Origin of the sequence: Rathayibacter sp. AY1H2, from assembly GCF_002931985.1 — a bacterium.
Lineage (GTDB): Bacteria > Actinomycetota > Actinomycetes > Actinomycetales > Microbacteriaceae > Rathayibacter.
Map to the genome: position 1 here is coordinate 1 of NZ_PSUV01000004.1, position 18,762 is coordinate 18,762.

An 18,762-nucleotide genomic window follows, 5' to 3' on the forward strand; every position below is an offset into this window, starting at 1 on the left:
TCTCCTCGGTGGTTGTGTTGTTTTGTTCGGTGACTGCTGTGCCTGTTCGTGCGTCCGCGAGGGCCGTGGGGTCGCTGGGTCCGAGGTTGCCGACCGCCCCCGCCGGTCCCTCCTCCGCACCGCCCTGATCGGGACGACGACCGCTCTGCTGGCCGTCCTGGTCGCGGCGGCGCTCCTGTTCCACGCGTCCGGCGGACGCTGGTTCATCGTGCAGACGCCCTCCATGGGCACGGCCGCTCCGGTCGGCACCCTCGTCCTCACCGAGCCGACGGCCCTCGAGGACGTCCGGGTCGGCGACGCGGTCAGCTTCCACCCCACCACCACGCCCGACGAGACCTACACCCACCGGGTCGTCGAGATCGCGGACGACGGCACGCTCCGCACCCAGGGCGACATCAACGGAGCCGTCGATCCGTGGGCCACCGGCCAGGACCAGCTCATCGGAGTCGTCACCACGGCGCTGCCGGTGCTCGGCTGGCTCGTGCGCGGCCTGCCGCTGCTGATCATCGGCGCCGTCCTCGTGCAGCTGCTCACCCGCTTCATCGCCTCGCCCACCCAGCGGGCGTCGATGCGGATCCTCGGCCTCTCGCTCGTCGCGTCCGTCACCGTCTTCGTGCTCCGCCCGCTGGTCGGCATCGTCGTCCTCGAGGCCACCGTCGACAGCGGCACGACGAACGCCACGCTCGTCTCGACAGGCGTCCTCCCCATCCGCGTGAGCGCCGAGGGCGCCGACCCCGTGGACCTGGTCTCCGGACAGGTCGGCCGCCTGCAGATCCCGGCGCACGACGGAGACGCCTACGCCCTCTCCTCCGCTCTGCACCTGCCGTTCTGGGGCTGGGTCCTCTTCGTCCTGCTCTGCGCGATCCCGGTGCTCTACACGGTCTTCGTCGGCCTCCCCGGGGAGCCGGAGCGGACCGCCGAGCGCGGCCGCCGCGCCGCCCGCGAGGAGGAGACGGCATGAGCCGGCACCGCCTCTCCTCCGCCTCGCCGGCCGCGCGGCTGCGCACCCTCCTCGCCCGCCCGAGGTCTGTCGTCGCCGCCCTCGCCGCCGCCGCCCTGGCCGCCGTGCTGCTCACCGCCCCTGCCACCTCCGGCGCGTACACCGCCTCGATCCTGAACTCGACCAACACGGTCGGCAGCGCCGCCGCGTTCTTCACCTGCGACGGCGCCCTCGCCGCCGACCGCGGGGCCGCGCTCTTCTCCTACACGCTCGCGCAGCCGAGCGGATCGACGACCGCGCCCGACACGGACTCCGGCCAGTACCCGGGCACCTACCGCTCCACCAGCCTCTTCCCGACCGCGATGGTCAGCTCCGCCGCGACGCCCAAGGCCTGCCCGCGCGACGCGGGCGGCTCGTGGACGCCGAACGGCACCAACCAGTACCTGAGCACGCCGCTGGAGATCAGGAACCCCGGCACCTTCAGCACCGAGATCTGGTTCAAGACCACGAACGCCGGCGGCAAGCTCTTCAGCTTCAGCGCGGGCGCCACCGCTCCCGGCGGCCAGTACGACCGCCACACCTACATCGGTGCCGACGGCAAGCTCGTCTTCGGCGTCTACAACGGCGCCGCGCAGACCATCACGAGCACCCGAGCCGTCAACGACGGGCTCTGGCACCACGTCGTCTCCACGCTCTCGCCGACGGCGGGCATCGCGCTCTGGGTCGACGGCGTGAAGGTCGCCTCGAACAGCACGTACCGCACGGCCGAGAACACGACGGGCAACTGGAAGATCGGATACGACAGCCTGGGCGGCCAGTGGCCGAACGTCGGCTCCTCGTACTTCGGCGGGAGCCTGCGCTACGCCGCGGTGTACTCGACGGTCCTCACGCCGGAGCAGATCCAGACGCACTACACGGCAGGACGCTGAGCGAACGGCCCGGTCGGCGGCGCCTCCGCAGCCCTAGGGTGAGCGGATGAGCACCCCCGCCCTCTCTCGCCGCGCCCGCTTCCACCAGCGGTTCCTCGTGGAGGAGCGCGTGATGGCCCCGGAGGCGCGCCGCGGCCTCGACCGGGCCGGCTTCGGCCTCATCGGCGTCGGCGTCGTCCTCTTCGCGGCCTTCACCGCGCAGGTCGCGAGCGGCACCGGCCTCACCGTCCTCGATCCGGTCGTCGCCGAGTGGTTCCGCGAGAAGCGCTCCGCCGAGGGCACGGTCGTGATGGACGCGCTCGCCACCGTCTTCGGGCCGGTCTACCTGCCGGTCATCATCCTGGCGGTGCTCGTGCTCTGGTTCGTCCTCGCGCGGCACCTCTGGCGGCCGATCCTCCTGGCCGGCGGCATGCTCGTCGGGATGCTCAGCGTGCAGCTGGCCGCTCACCTCGTGATGCGGATGCGCCCGCCGGTCGAGTACATGCTGCTCGGGCCCGACGGGACCTTCTCGTTCCCCTCCGGCCACGTCACCGGCGTGAGCGACTTCTTCCTGATCACCACGTTCCTCCTCGCCTCCCGCCGCTCCTCCCGGAGCTGGATGATCGGGGGCTTCGCGCTCTCGCTCGGGATGATCGCCGGCCAGATCGTCGCCCGGCTCTACCTCGGCTACCACTGGCTGACCGACACGCTCGCCTCGGTGTCGCTCGCCCTGATCGTGCTCGGCTCGGTGATCGTGATCGACACCCGCCGGACCGCGGTCGTGCGGGGCCACGCGGACTGACCGGCGCGGCGCCTCCCTCTGCGGCGAGGAGCCGACCGCGGGAGCAGGCCCTGTCGTCAGCCCCGGTCGGCCGGATCCTCCTCGGTGACGATCGGCACCGGCTCCGTCACGCCGATCGTGCTGACGATCGGGACGATCCCGGTGCGGGTGAACGGCTCCTCGGCGGCCGGCGCCGGCTCGTCGGGCAGCGGTGCGGGGTCGACCGCGGCCGGCGCCGACGGGTCGGACGCCGTGAGGCCGGATCCGCTGCCCGGCGCCGTGACGACCTGCGCGGTGTCCGCCTGCCCGGCCTCGGCGCCGTCGGGGTAGAGGACGTCGGCGGCGAGGGCCTGCTCGATCCCGCGGTCCCGGCGGGTCCGGGCGCGGACCGGCGCCACCGCCCGCACGATCGGGGTGCGCAGGCGGCGGTAGGCGATCCGGCCGAGCGTGACTCCGCCGGCGAGGCCCAGCGCGATCATGCCCGCCTGGAGCAGGAGCTCGATCCCGGCGCTCGGGCCGGCGTTCGAGGTGAGGCCGAGGACGCCGCGGTAGAGGGTGAGGCCGGGCAGGAGGGGGACGATCGCGCACGCGGTCGTCACCACGGCGGGCACCCGCATCCGCTCGGCCAGCATCTCGCCGAGCAGGCCGATCGCCAGCGCCGGGAGGGCGTTGGCCATGAGCGGCGCGAAGCCCGAGGTGGTCAAGGAGTCGGAGACGAGGAACGCGCCGGCTCCGGTGAGGGCGGCGATGAGCGTGGGCCGCGGCGGGGTGTGCGACGAGAGCGCCCAGGCGCCGGCCGCGACCCCGGCACCGAGCACCTGCACAGCGGCAGGCCAGGGGCGGGCGTAGGAGTCGACCAGCACCAGCTCGACCCCGAGCGAGCGCGCGCCGTCGAGCACCACGGCGATCCCGACGACGATGCCCAGCGTCAGCAGCCCGACCTCGAGCAGCCGGCCGCCCGCCGTGATCGGGAACCCGTTGATCGCGTCGTCCGCCGCTCCCACGAACGAGAGCCCGGCGAGGAGCACGACCACCCCCGACGCGACGACGAGCGCGGGCGGCAGTACCGCCAGCTCCACGGGCAGCCGCGGCACGACCGCGAGCAGCACCACCGCCACTCCGGTCGCCACCGCGGCACCGGCGATCTGCTGGAAGAAGGCGGGCAGGCCCCAGCGGGCGAGCAGCTGGTTGACCAGGTCGATCGCGGCGGCCGTCGCGGCGGCGAGGAGCACGACGAGGGGTCCGCCCCCGAGCAGGAGCGCGACGCCCGCGGCCATCAGCGCGAGCGTGAGGGTGACGACTCCGCGGCGGTAGCGGTGCGGCTGGACGAGGATCGCGTCGAGCCGGTCGTGCGCGGCCTCGAACTGGTGCCGGGCCTCCTCGCGGGCCTCGGCGGAATCGACGGCGTCGGCGACCCGCACCTCCGGCGAGCCCTCGGTGATGGCGGTGACGAGCGCCGTCACGCGGGCGAGCCGCTCGTAGTCGGCGCTGCGGGAGGGGACGACGCGCAGCACGCTCACGCTGGGGGAGTCGTCGCCTCCGTCGTGCACGACCAGGATCGACGTGAAGGTGAGGTCGACCTGGCACTCGATGCCGTACGCGCGGCACACCCGCTGGATCGTCTCGGTCACCTCGGCGGCCGCGGACCCCAGCGAGAGCAGCGTCTCGCCCAGCCGCACGGCCAGCTCGAGCACTCCGCGGACCGTCTGCTCGGCGAGGAGCGCGCGCTGCGCTCGACGGCTCACCGGGGCCGCGGGCCGCTGCCCGCCGAGCTTGCCGACGACCTGCTGCAGAAGACGAGGAGAGCGCACCGTCCAGGGTAGGCACGCGGGGGCCGGTCCGGGGACGGGTTGCGCCGGCTTTCCCGCGGATGTCCGAGCAGCAGTCCTCAGAAGCAGGCGAGCACCCGGGTCGTCAGCCAGAGGGCGGCCTCGAGCTCGGTGTGCAGCTCCCGGCCGAGGGCGAGCCAGCGCTCCTCCGCCTCGGCGCTCCTCCAGCCCTCGAACACGTCGCATCCGGACGCCCAGAGCTCCTGCCAGCGGAGCAGCGGTCCGTGCAGGGCCTCCGGGACGCCGATCGCACCCGGATCGTCGATCGGGCCGTCGACCGCCCAGAGCGGATACTCCGCGCAGTGGTCCGGGTACAGGCGGAGGTCGGCGAGCCGCCCCTCCCGATCGGCCCGCGCGCGGGCGAGGGTGTCCTCCTCGGTCGCGAACGGCGGGACGATCCACTCGATCTGCGTGACGGGATCGACGACTCGGCGTTCCACGGCTCCTCCTCCGCTCCTCGATGCGCGCACGACGGTAGCAGGGCCGTTCCGCGCCGCATCGGAGGGGGCCTGCCTACACTGGCGAGCGACTGCGTCCGCGAACGGGCGGGCGGGGCGAGGGGTGGGAGCGCATGAGGGTTCACGAGCGCGCGGTGCGGCACGGGCGGCTCCGGCGGCGGTCCGGGGTGCGGACAGTGGTGGTCGGGATCGCGGCGGTGGTCGGCGTCCTCGCTGTCAGCGCCACCTCGCTCGTGGCGATCGCGACGGTGAGCATCAGCCGGAACGTCGCCGACAACGCGGTCGACCTCGGCGTCGCTCCTCCCACCGCCGGGAACGTGCAGATGGGCGCGGTCGAGGGCGGTTTCGACGTCCTGGTGGTCGGCACCGACAACGACGCCACGCAGGGCGACACGTTCGGCGTCCGCGACGACACGCTCAACGACGTCAACATCCTGCTCCACGTCTCGGCCGACCATCGCAGCGCGACGGTGATCAGCTTCCCGCGCGACCTGATCCTGGACCGTCCCGCCTGCACGGACCCCGAGACGGGCGTCGTCACCGAGGCGGCCGCCGGCGTCCCGCTCAACTCCGCGTTCCAGTACGGCGGGCTCGCCTGCGTCAACGACACCCTGCAGCAGTTCACCGGCCTGACGGTGCCCTACGCCGGCTGGGTGTCCTTCAACGGCGTCATCGAGATGAGCAACGCCGTCGGCGGCGTCCCGATCTGCCTCACGGGTCCGATCCTCGACACCGACTCGGGACTCGACCTGCCCGCCGGCACCTCCACCGTCTCCGGGTCCATGGCCCTCTCGTTCCTCCGCAGCCGCCACGGCGTCGGCGACCAGAGCGACCTCAGCCGCATCTCGTCGCAGCAGCAGTACCTGGCCTCGCTGATGCGCACCGTCCGCTCGGCCGACACCCTCTCGAACATCCCCGCCCTCTACGGACTCGCGCAGGCGACCTCGTCGAACGTGCACCTGTCGACGTCGCTCACGAGCCCGGCGACGATGATCTCGCTCGCCCTCGCGCTGAAGGACGTCGACCTCTCGAAGATGGTGTTCGTGCAGTACCCGGCGCTCGACGACCCGGACTACCCGGGCAAGGTCGTGCCCAACGCCGAGGTCGGGGCCGAGCTCATGAACCGCGTCCTCAACGACCAGCCGGTGACCCTCGCATCCGACGCTCCGGCGGAGGAGGCGCCCGCGGCGGAGGCGCCCGCGGACGGCGGCGCGGCTCCGACGGATCCCGCTCCCGTCGCCGTCGACGCTCCGGGCCAGACCGCGGCGGAGGAGACCTGCGCGGTGCCGTCCGACTGACCCGACGGGTCTCGCGACGGCGAAGGCGCCCGGGCGGTGTGCCCGGGCGCCTTCGTCGTGCGTGGTGCGCGGCCGTCTACGCGCGGCGGCGGCGCACCGTCAGGGCGAGACCGCCGAGGATGCCGAAGGCGGCCAGGGCGAGCGGCGCGGTCGTCGAGACGCCGGTCGAGGCGAGGACGGGGCGGTGGCCGCCCGTCTGCGCAGCGGGTCCGGAGCCGGCCGGGTGCCCTGCAGGCGCGGCGCCGACAGGGTGCGCCGTGACCGCGGCGACCGCGGCGGAGCAGTCGGCCTCTCCGGCGATCGGGTCCTCCTCCGTCAGGGTGTAGTCGTAGGAGGTGCTCGCCACGAGACCGCTCGACGTGCCGCGGGCGATGACGCAGTAGATCTCGCTCGCCGGGTCCTGCAGCGGGTACTGGCCGAGGGAGATCAGGCTCCAGCCGAGCGCGTCGACGCCGACCTCGAGGCTCGAGCCGCCGCCCGTGAGCGTCTGGCGCGCACCCGAGGTCGAGAAGACGCCGATCGAGACGGTCTCGTCCGCGCCGAAGCCGAGGAGAGCGCCACCGCTGGTGGGCTGTCCGTCCGCCGGGGCGGGCTCGGGCGAAGCCCCCTGGGGCCAGATCCGGATCGCGGTGCGCGAGGGAACCTGCTCGAGCGACGACGTCACGGAGCGTCCGCTGGTCTCTCCCGCGGCGGTCACGGAGAAGGTGCCCAGCTGGTCCGCCATGGTGTCGGCGTCGAGCAGGACGAAGGCCTCGCCCGAGAGCGGGGTCGGCGCGGGGGGCACGAGGGCGGAGGTGCTGCCGTCGGGCGCGGTGAGCGTGACGGACACGTCCTCGCCGCGGTCGAATCCGCGGAACGAGGCGACGACGCCGTAGATCCGGAACTCACCGACCTGGATGTCCGCACCGGCCGGGAGCACCCCGCCGTCCTCCCGGTTCTGGAAGGCGACGCTCGTGTCGGGCTGCGTCACGGTCAGCTCGACGGCATCGGAGGCGACACGGGCGCCCGAGGCGTCGAGTCCCTCCGCGACGACGGAGATCGTCTCGCCGGGGAGCGGGAGGTGGGGGTCCACCGCGACGCCGTCCGCGTCGGTGGGGAGCCAGTCCTGGAGGCGGAGCTCGCCGGAGGCGGTGATCACGCTGGTGGTGACGGCCTCCTCCGAGGCGCCGTCGCGGAGCACGACGACGGCGACGGTGCCGGGCTGGAAACCGGTCCCGGACACGTCCAGGCCGCCGGCCCAGCCCTCCGCCGAGGGGATCGCGGAGAACGCCGAGCCCGCTTCGTAGGTGGTGCGGTCGAGGGCGATCGCCAGGGGCGACTGCGCGCTCTCGACGGGCGCGATGGTCGGAGCCGGAGTCGAGGCCGGGGTCGAGGCCGGCTGCGGCGTCGCCGTGGGCTCCGGAGTCGCGGTCGGCTCCGCGGTGGGAGCCGGCTCGGCCGGTGCGGGGCTCGAGGCGGCGTCAGGGACGACCTCGGTGGCCAGAGCGACGGACGGGAACGCGAGCGCCCCCAGCAGTGCCGCAGTGGTGATGACGGTGACGCCGTGGCGTCGTCGCGCAGAGCGCACGATTCCTGCTTCCTCCGAGCCGCTGATCGCGGTCGGCTTCCCCATGAGCGGGGGACGCTCGCCCCCTGTCGCTGAGTGTGTCCTATGCGGAACCTCAGCCGGTGCCGGATTCTGCAACGATCCGATCACGCCGCGCGGCGCGAGGTGACGGTCCGGTCACGGGCGCGCACTGCGACCCGGACAAGCCGGTGGGCGACGCTCCCCGGGGGGTCCTCAGACCGGCGGCACGACCAGCAGCACCACGCCGATCGCGGCGCTCATCGCGGCGACCACGCACCAGCGCTCCGCTCGGGTCCCCGCGGGACCGCGCGTCCGCGCCACGGCGCCGAGACCGATCGCGAGCACGGCGATGCCGACCTGCAGCGCCACGGTGGTGCGGATCAGCGTCCAGGCCTCGAAGGCGCTCGCTCCGGTCGATCCCGTGGCGAGCAGCGGCACTCCGCCGACGCCCGCCGGCACCAGCAGCAGGCCGGATCCGATCGCGAGCGCCGCGACCAGGTGGGCGAGCACGTCGTCCAGCGCGGTCCGTGGGGGCGCGCCGACCGGCCCGAGAGCGGCGGCGCCAGGCCTCATCGCGACAGTGCGGATGTGCATGGGGCGAGCGTAGGCCCGGACCGCACCCGAGCGGACCCCCTGCGGAGGCCCCTGTCCGGTGGGCATTCCGGAGGAGGATCGGCGCTGAGCGAGTAGTCGAGGGCCCCGCCCTCCGGTCGCTCGTCGACGCCGTCCGGGCGGCTCGCTTCACGCCCGTCAGTCGCTGCTCCCGGTCCAGGTCCCTTCGATCACCTGGATCAGGTCGTGCCGCTCATCGGGGCCCAGATCCGGTTCGAACTCGACGACGAGCCGGTCCGACCGGTAGACGTCCCTCGTGTTGTACACCGTCGCCTGGCGCGCGAGATCGAGGGAGTGGTAGCGGTGGATCGACGCCCCGGGCCCGTCGACGCCCTCCACGCACCCACGACGATCTCCGCAGGCCCCCCTGCTCGGAGCGGCAGCGCGCTCGAGTCCGTCCAGCTCCGCGCGGGTGACGTCCCGGATCGTGATCCTCGATCTCGAGTCGTCGAGGAGGAGCCCCGCTCCGAAGACGGCGGCTCCGCCGACGACGGCCCCGACGACGAGACCCGCAGCCCCGAAGACGACGGCGGTCCGGCCGACCGTTCCCGTGGCTCTGCTCGTCGCTGTCATGGAGGTCCTCTCTTCGGCCGGCTGCTCGGGCGGACGGCGGAGTGCCATCGCATCCGGAGAACCTCCCAGCGCTCATCGGCGGAGTCAAGAGCGCACACCTCGATGGCAGGAGATGTGGCGCGATCGTCGACGCAGAGGGTGCAGCAGCAGGCTCCGCATCCGCCCGGCGCCTCCGCCTCAGGCGCCGTCTCGGGCAGGATCAGGGGATGCGCCTGCAGACCCTCATCACCGGATCCGGACCGCGACACGTCGGGCTGGTGCACGGTCTCGGCGGGTCGGCGGCGACCTGGGGGCCGCTCGTCGAGCGGCTCGTCGCGACCGGCCGTCACACCGTCACCGCCGTCGATCTGCGCGGGCACGGCGAGAGCCCGCGGGCCGAGTCGTACCGGATCGACGACATGGCCGCCGACCTGGTCGAGACGCTGCCGGCAGGGCTCCACAGCGTGGTCGGCCACTCGCTCGGCGGCGCGGTGCTGCAGCGTGCCGTCGCCGGACTCGCGCCCGGCCGGGCCGTCTACCTCGATCCCGGGTTCGCCCTGTCGCTCCCCACGAGCGGCCTGCGCGGACGGCTGTTCTGGGCGGCACCGCTGCTGTCGCTCGGCGTCGCCCAGCTCGGGCAGGCGCGGGCGAGCGCCGCGGTCCGCGCCGCCTACAGCCCGGAGATCCGCGCGCTGCTCGACGACGCGAAGAAGAGGTTCGACGCGCGGATGGCCGTCGGCGTGTTCCGGGACGTCGCCTTCCACCCGGTCCCGGTCGAGGCGCCGGCGGTCCCGTCGACGGTCGTGCTCTCCGACCAGTCGCCGGCGGTGCTGCCGGACGCCCTGGCCGCGCGGTTCGAGCAGCGGGGCTGGCAGGTGCGCCGGCTCCCGGGCGTGCACCACGACATGCAGCTCGAGGACCCGGACGGGACGTTCGCCGCGATCGCGGACGTGCTCTAGCCGCCCCCTCCGCGGGTCGGGCGCCGGTGAGCGGGAATTCCCGGCACATCCGCCCCGACGACCGCGGCCACGGGCGGCTCCGGACGGACGGACGCTCGAGCCGTCTGCGAGAGTGCTGGCATGTCCCCGCAGTCGTTGTCCGAAGCCGATCGTCGCCTCGTCGCCGCGTGGGCCGCCGACTGCGCGGAGAGGGTGCTCCCCCTCTTCGAGGCCGAGGCCCCCGACGACGTCCGGGCACGGGACGGCATCGCCCGCGCCCGAGCCTTCTCGCGGGGCGAGTCGGACGCGGCGGGGGAGATCCGGCTCCGCTTCGTCGCGGGTCGTGCGGCGCAGTCGGCGATCTCTCCGGCGGCGAAGGCTGCGGCGCGGTCGGCGGGACAGGCGTCCGGCGTCGCCCACATGGGAGCTCACGCGCTCGGCGCCGCCGCCTACGCAGTGAAGGCGGTCGGGCTGGCCTCGACGCGGTAGGGCGGCGAGGCCGAGATCCGGTGGCAGCTGGGGCACATGAGCGGGCAGGTGCGGGCGGCGCTGCGGACCCTGCCGCTCCTCGGTGAGGACCCGTCCGGCCCGCTCGGTCCGGGACTCCTGACCTCGGGTGTGCTCGGATCGAGCATCCGCGCGGTGCAGGCGGCGCTCGGCGCAGCAGCCGCGGACTGATCGCCGACGCAGGCGGCGCAGCAGAGGGATCGGGCGACGGCGCGCAGGTCGTCCCCCCTCAGCGTCTTCACCCGCGTTCGCCCACCGCGGATCCGGACGCGCTGCCGTCCCAGGCGGAGAGCATGCTGAGCCGATCCGCACTGTCGCTGTCCGCGTCCGGGCAGGAGACCACCAGGACCCCCCCCGCTCACCGGCAGCTTCTCGCACGGGCGTCGGTTCGCGCTCGTGCACATCCCCTCGACCAACCACTGCACCCTCGTGATCGCCGCCGAGCCGGACGGCGCGCGCTGGTCAGCGAGTCCACGCAAGCCAGCGCTTCGGCTCGGTCCACACCCAGCCGCACCGCGGATCTTCGGATGAGCCGTGTGCTCATCTCGCGTCACTCGCCGATCGGCCGCCTGCCGTCGACCTCGAATCGCCGCTCCGACGGCTTCATCCACCCCGATGATCGGTCGCGTTGCCATTTCGCGGAGGAGGGGACGACGTGCTTCGCCGCACGATCAGTTCGGTTGAGACCGTCGTTCGAGCATCCACGGCCTCGCGGCCCTCGATGACCGCGACGAGTGTCCGAACGCTCACACGGCCGACCTCCATCAATTTCTGGCGGACCGTCGTCAGAGGGGGCCAGAAGGCCTCGGCCTCCTCGATGTCATCGAACCCCACGACGCTGACCCGGCCGGGCACGGGGATGTCCGCCTCGTGGTAGGCGAGGAGGACTCCTAGCGCCATCTGGTCGTTGGCGGCGAACACTGCGGTGACGTCATCCCGCTCTCTCAGCGTGACTCCGGCGCGGTACCCCGATCCGGTCGACCAGTCGCCGGCGAGGGTGGCCGGCGGTTCGATGCCGCGCTCACGCAGCGCCTCCCGCCAGGCGGCCTCCCGTCGCAGAGCCGCGAAGCTGTCGCTCGGTCCGCTGACGTGCCAGACCGTGTCGTGCCCGAGGTCGAGTAGATGCTGGGTGGCGAGCAGTGCGCCGTGCCTCTGGTCGGAGTCGACCACGGGATGGCTGGTCTCCCGGCTGGCGTCCAGGGAGACGACGGGAACGCCCGGCGGGAGGTGCACGTCCGGGTTGTCTCGGTAGTGGAACTGCTCGAGCACGATGATGATGCCGTCCAGGGCCTGGTCGGCGAGCACCGAGAAGGCGTTGCTCGTCTCGTCCCGGCTGGAGACGTCCACGGTGATGAGCGTGAGAGAGTACCCGGCCCGGTTGGCCTCTGCGGAGATCGCCTCGAGGGTTCGGCGGTTGCCGAACGAGGAGAGGGTCGAGAGCACCACGCCGATGTTCCGGTACCGGCCCGATCGGAGCGCGCGGGCCGCGCGATTGGGCCGGTAGCCGAGCTCGGTCATGCTCAGGAGGACCTTCTCCCGGGTGAAGGAGTCGACCTCGGGCGCCCCGTTCGCGACGCGCGAGACCGTCTGCTTCGACACCCCCGCCCGCTCGGCGACGTCGCTCTGAGACGGTCCCTTGTGCCTCGTCGCACCGGGACGGTGCGCCTCAGACATCCTGGTCGTCCGCGCGCACCGGGGCCGCGGGAGGAGGCGTCGCACGGGGATCCTTCTCGTTGCTCATGGCTCCATGCTAGAGTCCGGACCCAGATGGTCACGTGACCAAAAATCTCAACGACTGAGGAGCGACGATGGTGTCTCTGACGACAGCCCGACCGGTGAGCGCCCGCCGCGCCCGCCGCGACTGGCGGGGCTGGGGGTTCATCGGCCCGTTCATGCTCGTGTTCCTGGCGGTCCTGGTCGCGCCGGTGGTCTACGCGATCTACCTCAGCCTGTTCCGCCAGCAGCTGGTCGGCGGCAACGCGTTCGTGGGAGTGGAGAACTACGTCCTCCTCCTGCAGGACCCGCGCTTCTGGGAGTCGCTGGGCCGCGTCACGCTGTTCCTCGTCGTGCAGGTCCCGGTGATGCTGGTGCTCTCCCTCGTCGCCGCTCTCGCCATCGACAGCGCCCACCTCGTCGGCCGAGGCGCATTCCGGATCCTGCTGTTCCTGCCCTACGCGGTTCCCGGCGTCGTGGCAGCACTGATCTGGGGCTTCCTCTACGGCAACCAGTTCGGCCTCACGGGCAGCGTGAACGATCTGCTCGGCGCGGAGATCCTGCAGCCGTTCAGCTCGGAGTGGGTGCTGGGCTCGATCGGCAACATCGTCACCTGGGAGTTCCTGGGCTACAACATGCTCATCTTCTACGCGGCACTGAAGGTCATCCCCGCCGACATCTACGAGGCGGCGGACCTCGACGGAGCGGGCGGCCTGCGAGTGGTGTGGAGCATCAAGCTGCCGGCCATCCGCAGCGCGGTCGTGATCGCCACCATCTTCTCGATCATCGGCAGCTTCCAGCTCTTCAACGAACCGAACCTCCTGAAAGTGCTGGCCCCCAACGTGATCTCCACCTACTTCACCCCGAACATGTACGCCTACAACCTCTCCTTCGCAGGCCAGCAGTACAACTACTCGGCCACTGTGGCGATCGTCATGGGGCTCCTGACCGCCGTTATCGCCTACATCGTGCAGCTGCGCGGACAGCGCTCCGAGGTGCGCTGAGATGACCGTCTCCTACGCACGCACCAGCCCCCGCGCTCGACGCCCGCGCCGCTCGATCCTGCTCGCCGTCATGATGGTCGTCTTCGTCGTGTACTCAGTGGTCCCGCTGGTCTGGCTCCTCATCAACGCGACCAAGAGCCAGAGCGATCTGCTCTCCACCTTCGGCCTCGGCTTCGGCGGCGAGTTCGCGCTCTTCCAGAACATCTACGAGACACTCACCTACCGCGACGGCGTGTTCCTGCAGTGGTTCGCCAACACCCTGCTCTACGTCGTCGTCGGAGCGGGCGGAGCGACACTCCTCGCCACGGTCGCCGGCTACGGACTCGCCAAGTTCGACTTCCCCGGGAAGCGGGGCGTCTTCGCCCTGATCCTCGGGGCGGTGGCGGTGCCCGGGACCGCCCTGGCCGTGCCGACCTTCCTGATGTTCAGCCAGGTGGGACTGACGAACACGCCCTGGGCGGTCATCCTGCCCTCGCTCGTGAGCCCCTTCGCGCTCTACCTCATCTGGAGCTTCGCCACCGAGGCCGTCCCGACCGAGCTGCTCGAGGCGGCACGCATGGACGGGTCGAGCGAGTTCCGCACTTTCTTCACCATCTCGCTGCGACTGCTCTCCCCGGGCATCGTCACGGTCGTCCTCCTCACCGTCGTCGCCACCTGGAACAACTACTTCCTGCCGCTCATCATGCTCAGCGAGCCGACCTGGTATCCGCTCACGGTCGGCCTCAGCCAGTGGAGCGCGCAGGCGACCGGCGTCGGAGCCCAGCCGATCTACAACCTCGTGATCACCGGCTCGCTGCTCACGATCGTCCCGATCGTCATCGCGTTCCTGTTCCTGCAGCGCTACTGGCAGTCGGGTCTGACCGCCGGAAGCGTCAAGCAGTGAACCTCCGCACCTCCTTCCTCCCCTCCCTTCCCGTACAACGAAGTCACTCGAAAGGAACTCCCATGACTCACTCCACCAGCAGGCGGCGTCTCGGCCGCTTCGGCACCCTGGCGGGCGCCGCGCTCACCCTCGGCCTGGTGCTCTCCGGCTGCTCCGCCGCCGGCGGCGCGACGAACTCGGACGCCGATGCGGCCGACCTGGACGCGGCCCTCGAAGAGGGCGGCGCCCTGACCTACTGGACATGGACTCCGTCCGCCGAGGCGCAGGTCGCCGCGTTCGAGAAGGCCTACCCGAACGTCGATGTGAACGTCGTGAACGTCGGCACCGGCACGACCGAGTACACGCAGCTGCAGAACGCGATCACCGCCGGCTCCGGCGCGCCCGACGTCGCCCAGGTCGAGTACTTCGCCATCCCGCAGTTCGCGCTGGCCGACTCCTTCGTCGACCTGACTCCGTACGGCCTCGCCGACCTCGAGGATCTGTACAGTACCGGTCCCTGGAGCTCGGTCAGCATCGGCGGCGGCCTGTACGGCCTGCCGCAGGACTCCGGCCCCATGGCCATGTTCTACAACCAGGCCGTCTTCGACCAGTACGGCATCGAGGTCCCCACTACCTGGGACGAGTACTACGCCGCCGCACAGAAGCTGCACACAGCGAACCCCGACGCCTACATCGCCGGCGACACCAGCGACCCCGGCTTCGCGACGAGCATGATCTGGCAGGCCGGCGGCCGCCCGTTCGAGGTCGCGGACGACGGCACGACGATCTCCGTCGACCTCGAGGACGAGGGCTCTCGGGCCTTCGCCGCGAACTGGTCCCGCCTGACCGAGGGCGAGCTCTTGCCGGACATCCCGAGCTGGAGCGACGAGTGGTACCGCGCACTCGGCGACGGCACCATCGCCACGCTCCTCAGCGGGGCCTGGATGCCCGGCGTGCTGGAGTCCTCCGTGCCCGAGGCCGCGGGTGACTGGCGCGCCGCAGCCCTGCCCACCGCCGACGGCGGCAGCACGGGCGGCAACTCGGAGAACGGCGGCGGCGGACAGGTCGTGCTCGAGCAGAGCGAGAACAAGGCTCTGGCCGCTGCGTTCGTGCGATGGCTGAACTCGGACGACGAGAGCATCGACATCTTCCTCCAGTCCGGCGGCTTCCCCGCGACCGTCGCCGACCTCGAGTCGGACGAGTTCCTGGCGCAGACCCCCGAGTACTTCGGCGGGCAGGCGATCAACGAGATCCTCGTCGAAGCGTCCCGCACCGTCAGCACGGGCTGGCAGTACCTGCCCTTCCAGGTCTACGCCAACAGCGTCTTCCCGGACACCGTCGGTCAGTCCTTCGTCAACCACGAGGACATCGGCAGCGGACTGATGGACTGGCAGGACCAGCTCGTCGAGCACGGCGACCAGCAGGGCTTCTCCGTCAACAAGTGATACGGAGTCGCTGAGCGATACGAGAGCGCGGCGCGGGGCCTCCCCGCGCCGCGCTCTCCTGCGCGGTCGAGGGCGCGATCGACTGTCCCGCGACAGCCGCCGCGCTCCGCGGGACCGGAGAGGATCGGCGCGGAGCGATCAGGGCCGGTACAGGACTGCCGCTGTGCCGCGGACTCCCGGCCGCACCTGGAACAGCGCTCCGGCGAGAGGGTGCGCGGCGGCATCGGCGGGAGAGTAGTCCTCGCGGGACGTCGTGATGAACAGGGTGTCCAGATCGGGTCCGCCGAAGGTCACGCTGGAGACCTGCGGGGCGTCGACGTGGACGACACCGATCAGCTCGCCGGAGGGGTCGTAGCGATGCACTGCCGAAGCACCCCACATCGCTACCCACAGCGCCCCCTCGTCGTCGATCGTCATGCCGTCCGGGCTCCCTGGCCGCGACGACAGATCGAGCGATCCGTCACGACGGAGGGCGGACCCCTCCGTGAGATACCGGTCGATGCGGTGGGTCGGGGTGTCGATGTAATGCATCGTGCCGCCGTCTGGGGACCAGGCCAGACCGTTGGAGATCGTGACCTCGGGGACCGCCTCCGTGACGACGCCCTGGTCGAGGGCGTAGAGGGAGCCGGCGCCCGAGCGCTTGTCCATCGCCATCGTGCCGAACCAGAACCGGCCGGCCGGATCGACCTTCCCGTCGTTCATGCGCCGGTGCACGCCGTCGCGCGGAAGGACGTCGACGACGGGGGAGACGGTGCCCTCTGGGGAGAGGGACCACAGGCCGTCCGCAGCCGCGACGAGCCAGCCGCCGCGCACGTCTCCGACGACGGCGCCCACGGGACCGTCGAAGGCGATCGGGGGGCGGAGCAGGAAGCTCGTACCCTCCGGGGTCGCGGAGCGGACGAGTCCCGCGTACTGGTCGACCCATATCAGCGTGTCGCCGCGCGGGTCCCAGAGCGGGCCCTCGGCGTGATGCGACACGGGCGGGATGCACACCGCGGCCTCCCAGTAGGCGAGGACGGCGGAGCTCATGCGCCGCCTCCCGGCGTCGCCGCGACCGCGTCGTCCGGGTGCTCCACGGGCTCCTCCAGGCGGCCCCGGGTCTGATCGACGAGCGCACGGGTGAGGCCGACCGCTGCTCCGGCGTCGCGTGCGGTGAGCGCGTCGGCGAGCCGGACGTGGATGGCCAGGGCCCGCTCGCCCTCCTCGTCGAACACCGGCACGCTGCCGGAGTAGCGCAGCCGGAGGGCGGCGAGGACGGTGTCGGAGAGCTGCGCGAGGACGGAGCTCGAGGCCGCGACGACGATCGCCGAGTGGAAGTCGAGGTCGGCCCGCGTGAACGCGGCGACGCGCCGGTCGCGGTAGGTCGCGGTCATCTCCTCGGCGGCCCGGACGATCGCGGTCAGCTGCTCCTCCGTGCCTTGGACCGCGGCGAGCTCCGCCGCCGCCGGCTCGATGATGGTGCGCAGCTGCATGAGCTCGCGGAGCTGGATCTGCGCGTCGTCCGTGTGCGACCGCCAGGCGATGACCCGCGGATCCAGGAGCTGCCAGTGCTCGCGGCCGAGGACGGTGATCCCCACCCGCTGGCGGGCGACTATCATCCCGAGCGTCTCGAGGATGCGCAGAGCCTCTCGGATCACCGACCGCGAGACGCCGTGCTCGCGGGTGAGCGTCTCGATGTTCAGCACCGTGCCCGTCGGCGGATCTCCACCGACGATGGCGGTGCCGATGGTGTCGACGAGGGAGCGTTGATGAGTCATGAGACGGGTGGGACCACTCCCTCGTAGGCGCGCTGCGGGAGCTGCGTGGCGAGCTTTCCGCCGCTCACGTCGATGAGCGTGCCCGTGATGTAGTCGGCGGCGTCGCTCGCGAGGAACACGAGCAGATCGGCGATGCTGTCGGCGGTGCCCCAGCGGCGGAGGGTCAGCGTGTCGAGCAGCCGGTCCTGAGCCGCCTGGGGCATCGTCTCGAAACCGTTCATGGCGCTCGGGATCATACCGGGAGCGTAGGCGTTGACCGTGACGCCCCACGGCCCCAGCTCGCCGGCGAGCACCCGGCTGAACTGCACGACGGCCGCCTTCGATGCGCCGTAGGCGGCCGCGCCCACCGAGGGGACGATCGCCGCGAACGAGGCCGCGTTGAGGATGCGTCCATGACCGGAGGCCTTCACATGCGGAAGCACCGCCTGCGACATCAGGAACACGCCGCCGACGTTCACGTCGAAGCAGCGGCGCCAGGCGGCCAGATCGAGATCCTCCACCCGGCCCTCGACGTTGATGCCCGCGTTGTTGACCAGGACATCGATACCGCCGAACTCCTCGGCGACGCGAGCGACGCCGCTCGCCACGGAGTCGGGCTCGGTCACGTCGCCCTCGATCTGGAGGACGCCCTCGGGCGCGCCCTCAGGGAAGGCGACGTCGAACGCCGCCACCTTCGCACCCTCGAGGGCGAACCGCTCAGCGAGCGCCCGCCCGATGCCCCGGCCGCCACCCGTCACCAGGACGACCCGATCCGTGAGATCCATCAGCATGTCCTACCCCCGTCGTTCTGAAAAGTCTGCTTATTATAGATCTCATGGACGCGGAGATGCGAGTCGCCTGGGTGACAGGAGCCGGAAGCGGAGTGGGGCGCGCCTGCGCGACGGCCCTGGGGGAGCGGGGGTGGACCGTCGCCCTCTCGGGGCGCAGGGCGCCCGAGCTGTCCGAGACGGCGGGACTCGTCCGCGCCGCAGGCGGCACCGCCCTCGAGCTGCCGTTCGACGTCGCCGCGGACGACGCCCGTGAGCGCGTCGAGGCGATCGCCGCCGCGACCGGCACCGACCGCCTGGACGCCGTCATTCTCTCCGCCGGTGCCAACACCCCGCGGCGGGCGTGGGCGGACCAGTCGATGGCGGAGTTCGCGAGCGTCGTGCAGACCAACCTCCTCGGCGTCGTCCGCAGTGCCGACGCCGCACTTCCGGGACTGCGCGCCGCATCCGGCGTGATCGTCGTGGTCTCCTCGATCGCGGGCTGGCGCCCCTCGCCCGGCGCCGGAGTCGCCTACAGCGCCGGGAAGACGGCGCTCGCGCCGGTCGTCCGCACCCTCAACGACCAGGAGGCGGACTCGGGCGTCCGCGCGACACTCCTCTGCCCCGGGGACATCGACAGCGACTTCCTGCGCCAGCGGCCCGAGGTCCCCGGCGCGGCGGCCCGATCGGTGATGCTCGCGCCCGCCGATATCGCCCGCTCGGCGATGTTCGTGGTCGACGCACCCCGCCACGTGCGGATCGACGAGCTCGTCATCTCCCCGCTCTCCCAGCGCTCCGCCTGATCGCGCTCGACCCGCGCTCGACCCGACCCGACCCCACACGAC

Annotated in this window: 20 protein-coding genes; 11 read left to right on the top strand and 9 right to left on the bottom strand. The window is 72.1% G+C overall.

Annotated features, from left to right (window positions below; all coding sequences use genetic code 11):
- From C5C29_RS04690 to C5C29_RS04700, 3 genes are all read left to right on the top strand, one after another.
- Positions 1-961, top strand: a 961-nt coding sequence (locus tag C5C29_RS04690; RefSeq protein WP_219813766.1) for a S26 family signal peptidase, incomplete at its 5' end; no start/stop codon positions are given.
- Positions 958-1,869, top strand: coding sequence for a LamG domain-containing protein (locus C5C29_RS04695; protein ID WP_104308016.1), 912 nt, complete (start codon positions 958-960; stop codon positions 1,867-1,869). The genes C5C29_RS04690 and C5C29_RS04695, both read left to right, overlap by 4 nt.
- A 46-nt stretch (positions 1,870-1,915) precedes the next feature.
- Positions 1,916-2,650 carry a phosphatase PAP2 family protein gene (locus C5C29_RS04700; RefSeq protein WP_104223319.1) on the top strand — a complete coding sequence of 245 codons (735 nt, stop codon included), beginning with the start codon at positions 1,916-1,918 and terminating at the stop codon, positions 2,648-2,650.
- A 56-nt stretch (positions 2,651-2,706) separates the two neighbouring features.
- Here C5C29_RS04700 and C5C29_RS04705 read toward each other — a convergent pair whose 3' ends face one another.
- Both C5C29_RS04705 and C5C29_RS17045 read right to left on the bottom strand, forming a co-directional pair.
- Complete coding sequence (locus C5C29_RS04705) at positions 2,707-4,440, bottom strand: threonine/serine exporter ThrE family protein (protein ID WP_181065422.1); 1,734 nt, start codon at positions 4,438-4,440, stop codon at positions 2,707-2,709.
- A gap of 77 nt (positions 4,441-4,517) precedes the next feature.
- Positions 4,518-4,898 carry a hypothetical protein gene (locus tag C5C29_RS17045; protein ID WP_104324363.1) on the bottom strand — a complete coding sequence of 127 codons (381 nt, stop codon included), beginning with the start codon at positions 4,896-4,898 and terminating at the stop codon, positions 4,518-4,520.
- A 131-nt stretch (positions 4,899-5,029) separates the two neighbouring features.
- Between C5C29_RS17045 and C5C29_RS04710 the strand changes: the two genes are divergently transcribed.
- Positions 5,030-6,214, top strand: coding sequence for an LCP family protein (locus tag C5C29_RS04710; protein ID WP_146076854.1), 1,185 nt, complete (start codon positions 5,030-5,032; stop codon positions 6,212-6,214).
- A gap of 76 nt (positions 6,215-6,290) precedes the next feature.
- Here C5C29_RS04710 and C5C29_RS04715 read toward each other — a convergent pair whose 3' ends face one another.
- From C5C29_RS04715 to C5C29_RS04725, 3 genes are all read right to left on the bottom strand, one after another.
- Positions 6,291-7,826 (bottom strand): hypothetical protein, encoded by a 1,536-nt coding sequence (locus tag C5C29_RS04715; RefSeq protein WP_104223315.1) that lies wholly within the window; start codon positions 7,824-7,826, stop codon positions 6,291-6,293.
- 168 nt (positions 7,827-7,994) lie between these two features.
- A complete protein-coding gene (locus tag C5C29_RS04720; RefSeq protein WP_146076856.1) occupies positions 7,995-8,375 on the bottom strand; it encodes a hypothetical protein in 381 nt (126 codons plus the stop codon).
- 156 nt (positions 8,376-8,531) lie between these two features.
- Entirely contained in the window at positions 8,532-8,966 is a 435-nt protein-coding gene (locus tag C5C29_RS04725; RefSeq protein WP_104223313.1) for a hypothetical protein, read from the bottom strand.
- Positions 8,967-9,172: 206 nt separating this feature from the next.
- Between C5C29_RS04725 and C5C29_RS04730 the strand changes: the two genes are divergently transcribed.
- The 3 genes from C5C29_RS04730 to C5C29_RS17585 all read left to right on the top strand — a co-directional run bounded on the left by C5C29_RS04730 (position 9,173) and on the right by C5C29_RS17585 (position 10,561).
- Positions 9,173-9,904 (top strand): alpha/beta fold hydrolase, encoded by a 732-nt coding sequence (locus tag C5C29_RS04730; RefSeq protein ID WP_104223312.1) that lies wholly within the window; start codon positions 9,173-9,175, stop codon positions 9,902-9,904.
- 120 nt (positions 9,905-10,024) lie between these two features.
- The gene (locus tag C5C29_RS17580; RefSeq protein WP_308470858.1) at positions 10,025-10,372 is read left to right on the top strand and encodes a putative immunity protein; all 348 of its coding nucleotides are present in this window, start codon (positions 10,025-10,027) and stop codon (positions 10,370-10,372) included.
- Between the two features lie 36 nt (positions 10,373-10,408).
- Entirely contained in the window at positions 10,409-10,561 is a 153-nt protein-coding gene (locus C5C29_RS17585) for a hypothetical protein (RefSeq protein ID WP_308470859.1), read from the top strand.
- Positions 10,562-10,993: 432 nt separating this feature from the next.
- On the opposite strand, the gene C5C29_RS04740 is transcribed toward C5C29_RS17585, so the two are convergent.
- Positions 10,994-12,064, bottom strand: coding sequence for a LacI family DNA-binding transcriptional regulator (locus tag C5C29_RS04740; protein WP_104223311.1), 1,071 nt, complete (start codon positions 12,062-12,064; stop codon positions 10,994-10,996).
- Positions 12,065-12,198: 134 nt separating this feature from the next.
- On the opposite strand from C5C29_RS04740, the gene C5C29_RS04745 reads away from it, so the two are divergent.
- The 3 genes from C5C29_RS04745 (at position 12,199) to C5C29_RS04755 (ending at position 15,414) form a co-directional block, all read left to right on the top strand.
- Complete coding sequence (locus C5C29_RS04745) at positions 12,199-13,107, top strand: carbohydrate ABC transporter permease (RefSeq protein ID WP_104223310.1); 909 nt, start codon at positions 12,199-12,201, stop codon at positions 13,105-13,107.
- Position 13,108: 1 nt separating this feature from the next.
- Entirely contained in the window at positions 13,109-13,990 is an 882-nt protein-coding gene (locus C5C29_RS04750) for a carbohydrate ABC transporter permease (protein WP_104223309.1), read from the top strand.
- A 62-nt stretch (positions 13,991-14,052) separates the two neighbouring features.
- Entirely contained in the window at positions 14,053-15,414 is a 1,362-nt protein-coding gene (locus C5C29_RS04755; RefSeq protein WP_104308017.1) for an ABC transporter substrate-binding protein, read from the top strand.
- A gap of 138 nt (positions 15,415-15,552) precedes the next feature.
- Here C5C29_RS04755 and C5C29_RS04760 read toward each other — a convergent pair whose 3' ends face one another.
- Genes C5C29_RS04760 through C5C29_RS04770 form a run of 3 tightly spaced genes read right to left on the bottom strand, consistent with a single transcriptional unit; the run spans position 15,553 to position 17,935 of the window.
- On the bottom strand, positions 15,553-16,443 hold the full coding sequence (locus C5C29_RS04760; RefSeq protein ID WP_104308018.1) for an SMP-30/gluconolactonase/LRE family protein: 891 nt from the start codon (positions 16,441-16,443) through the stop codon (positions 15,553-15,555).
- Positions 16,440-17,171: a FadR/GntR family transcriptional regulator gene (locus C5C29_RS04765; RefSeq protein ID WP_104223306.1), complete on the bottom strand. Its 732-nt coding sequence runs from the start codon at positions 17,169-17,171 to the stop codon at positions 16,440-16,442. Before C5C29_RS04765 ends, C5C29_RS04760 begins: the two co-directional genes overlap by 4 nt.
- Positions 17,168-17,935 carry an SDR family NAD(P)-dependent oxidoreductase gene (locus C5C29_RS04770; protein WP_308470860.1) on the bottom strand — a complete coding sequence of 256 codons (768 nt, stop codon included), beginning with the start codon at positions 17,933-17,935 and terminating at the stop codon, positions 17,168-17,170. The genes C5C29_RS04765 and C5C29_RS04770 overlap by 4 nt, the downstream gene beginning before the upstream one ends.
- Before the next feature lie 50 nt (positions 17,936-17,985).
- Here C5C29_RS04770 and C5C29_RS04775 point away from each other — a divergent pair, with 50 nt between their 5' ends.
- Positions 17,986-18,720, top strand: a complete 735-nt coding sequence (locus tag C5C29_RS04775; protein WP_104223304.1) for an SDR family oxidoreductase — start codon at positions 17,986-17,988, stop codon at positions 18,718-18,720.
- The last annotated feature ends 42 nt before the right edge of the window (positions 18,721-18,762 follow it).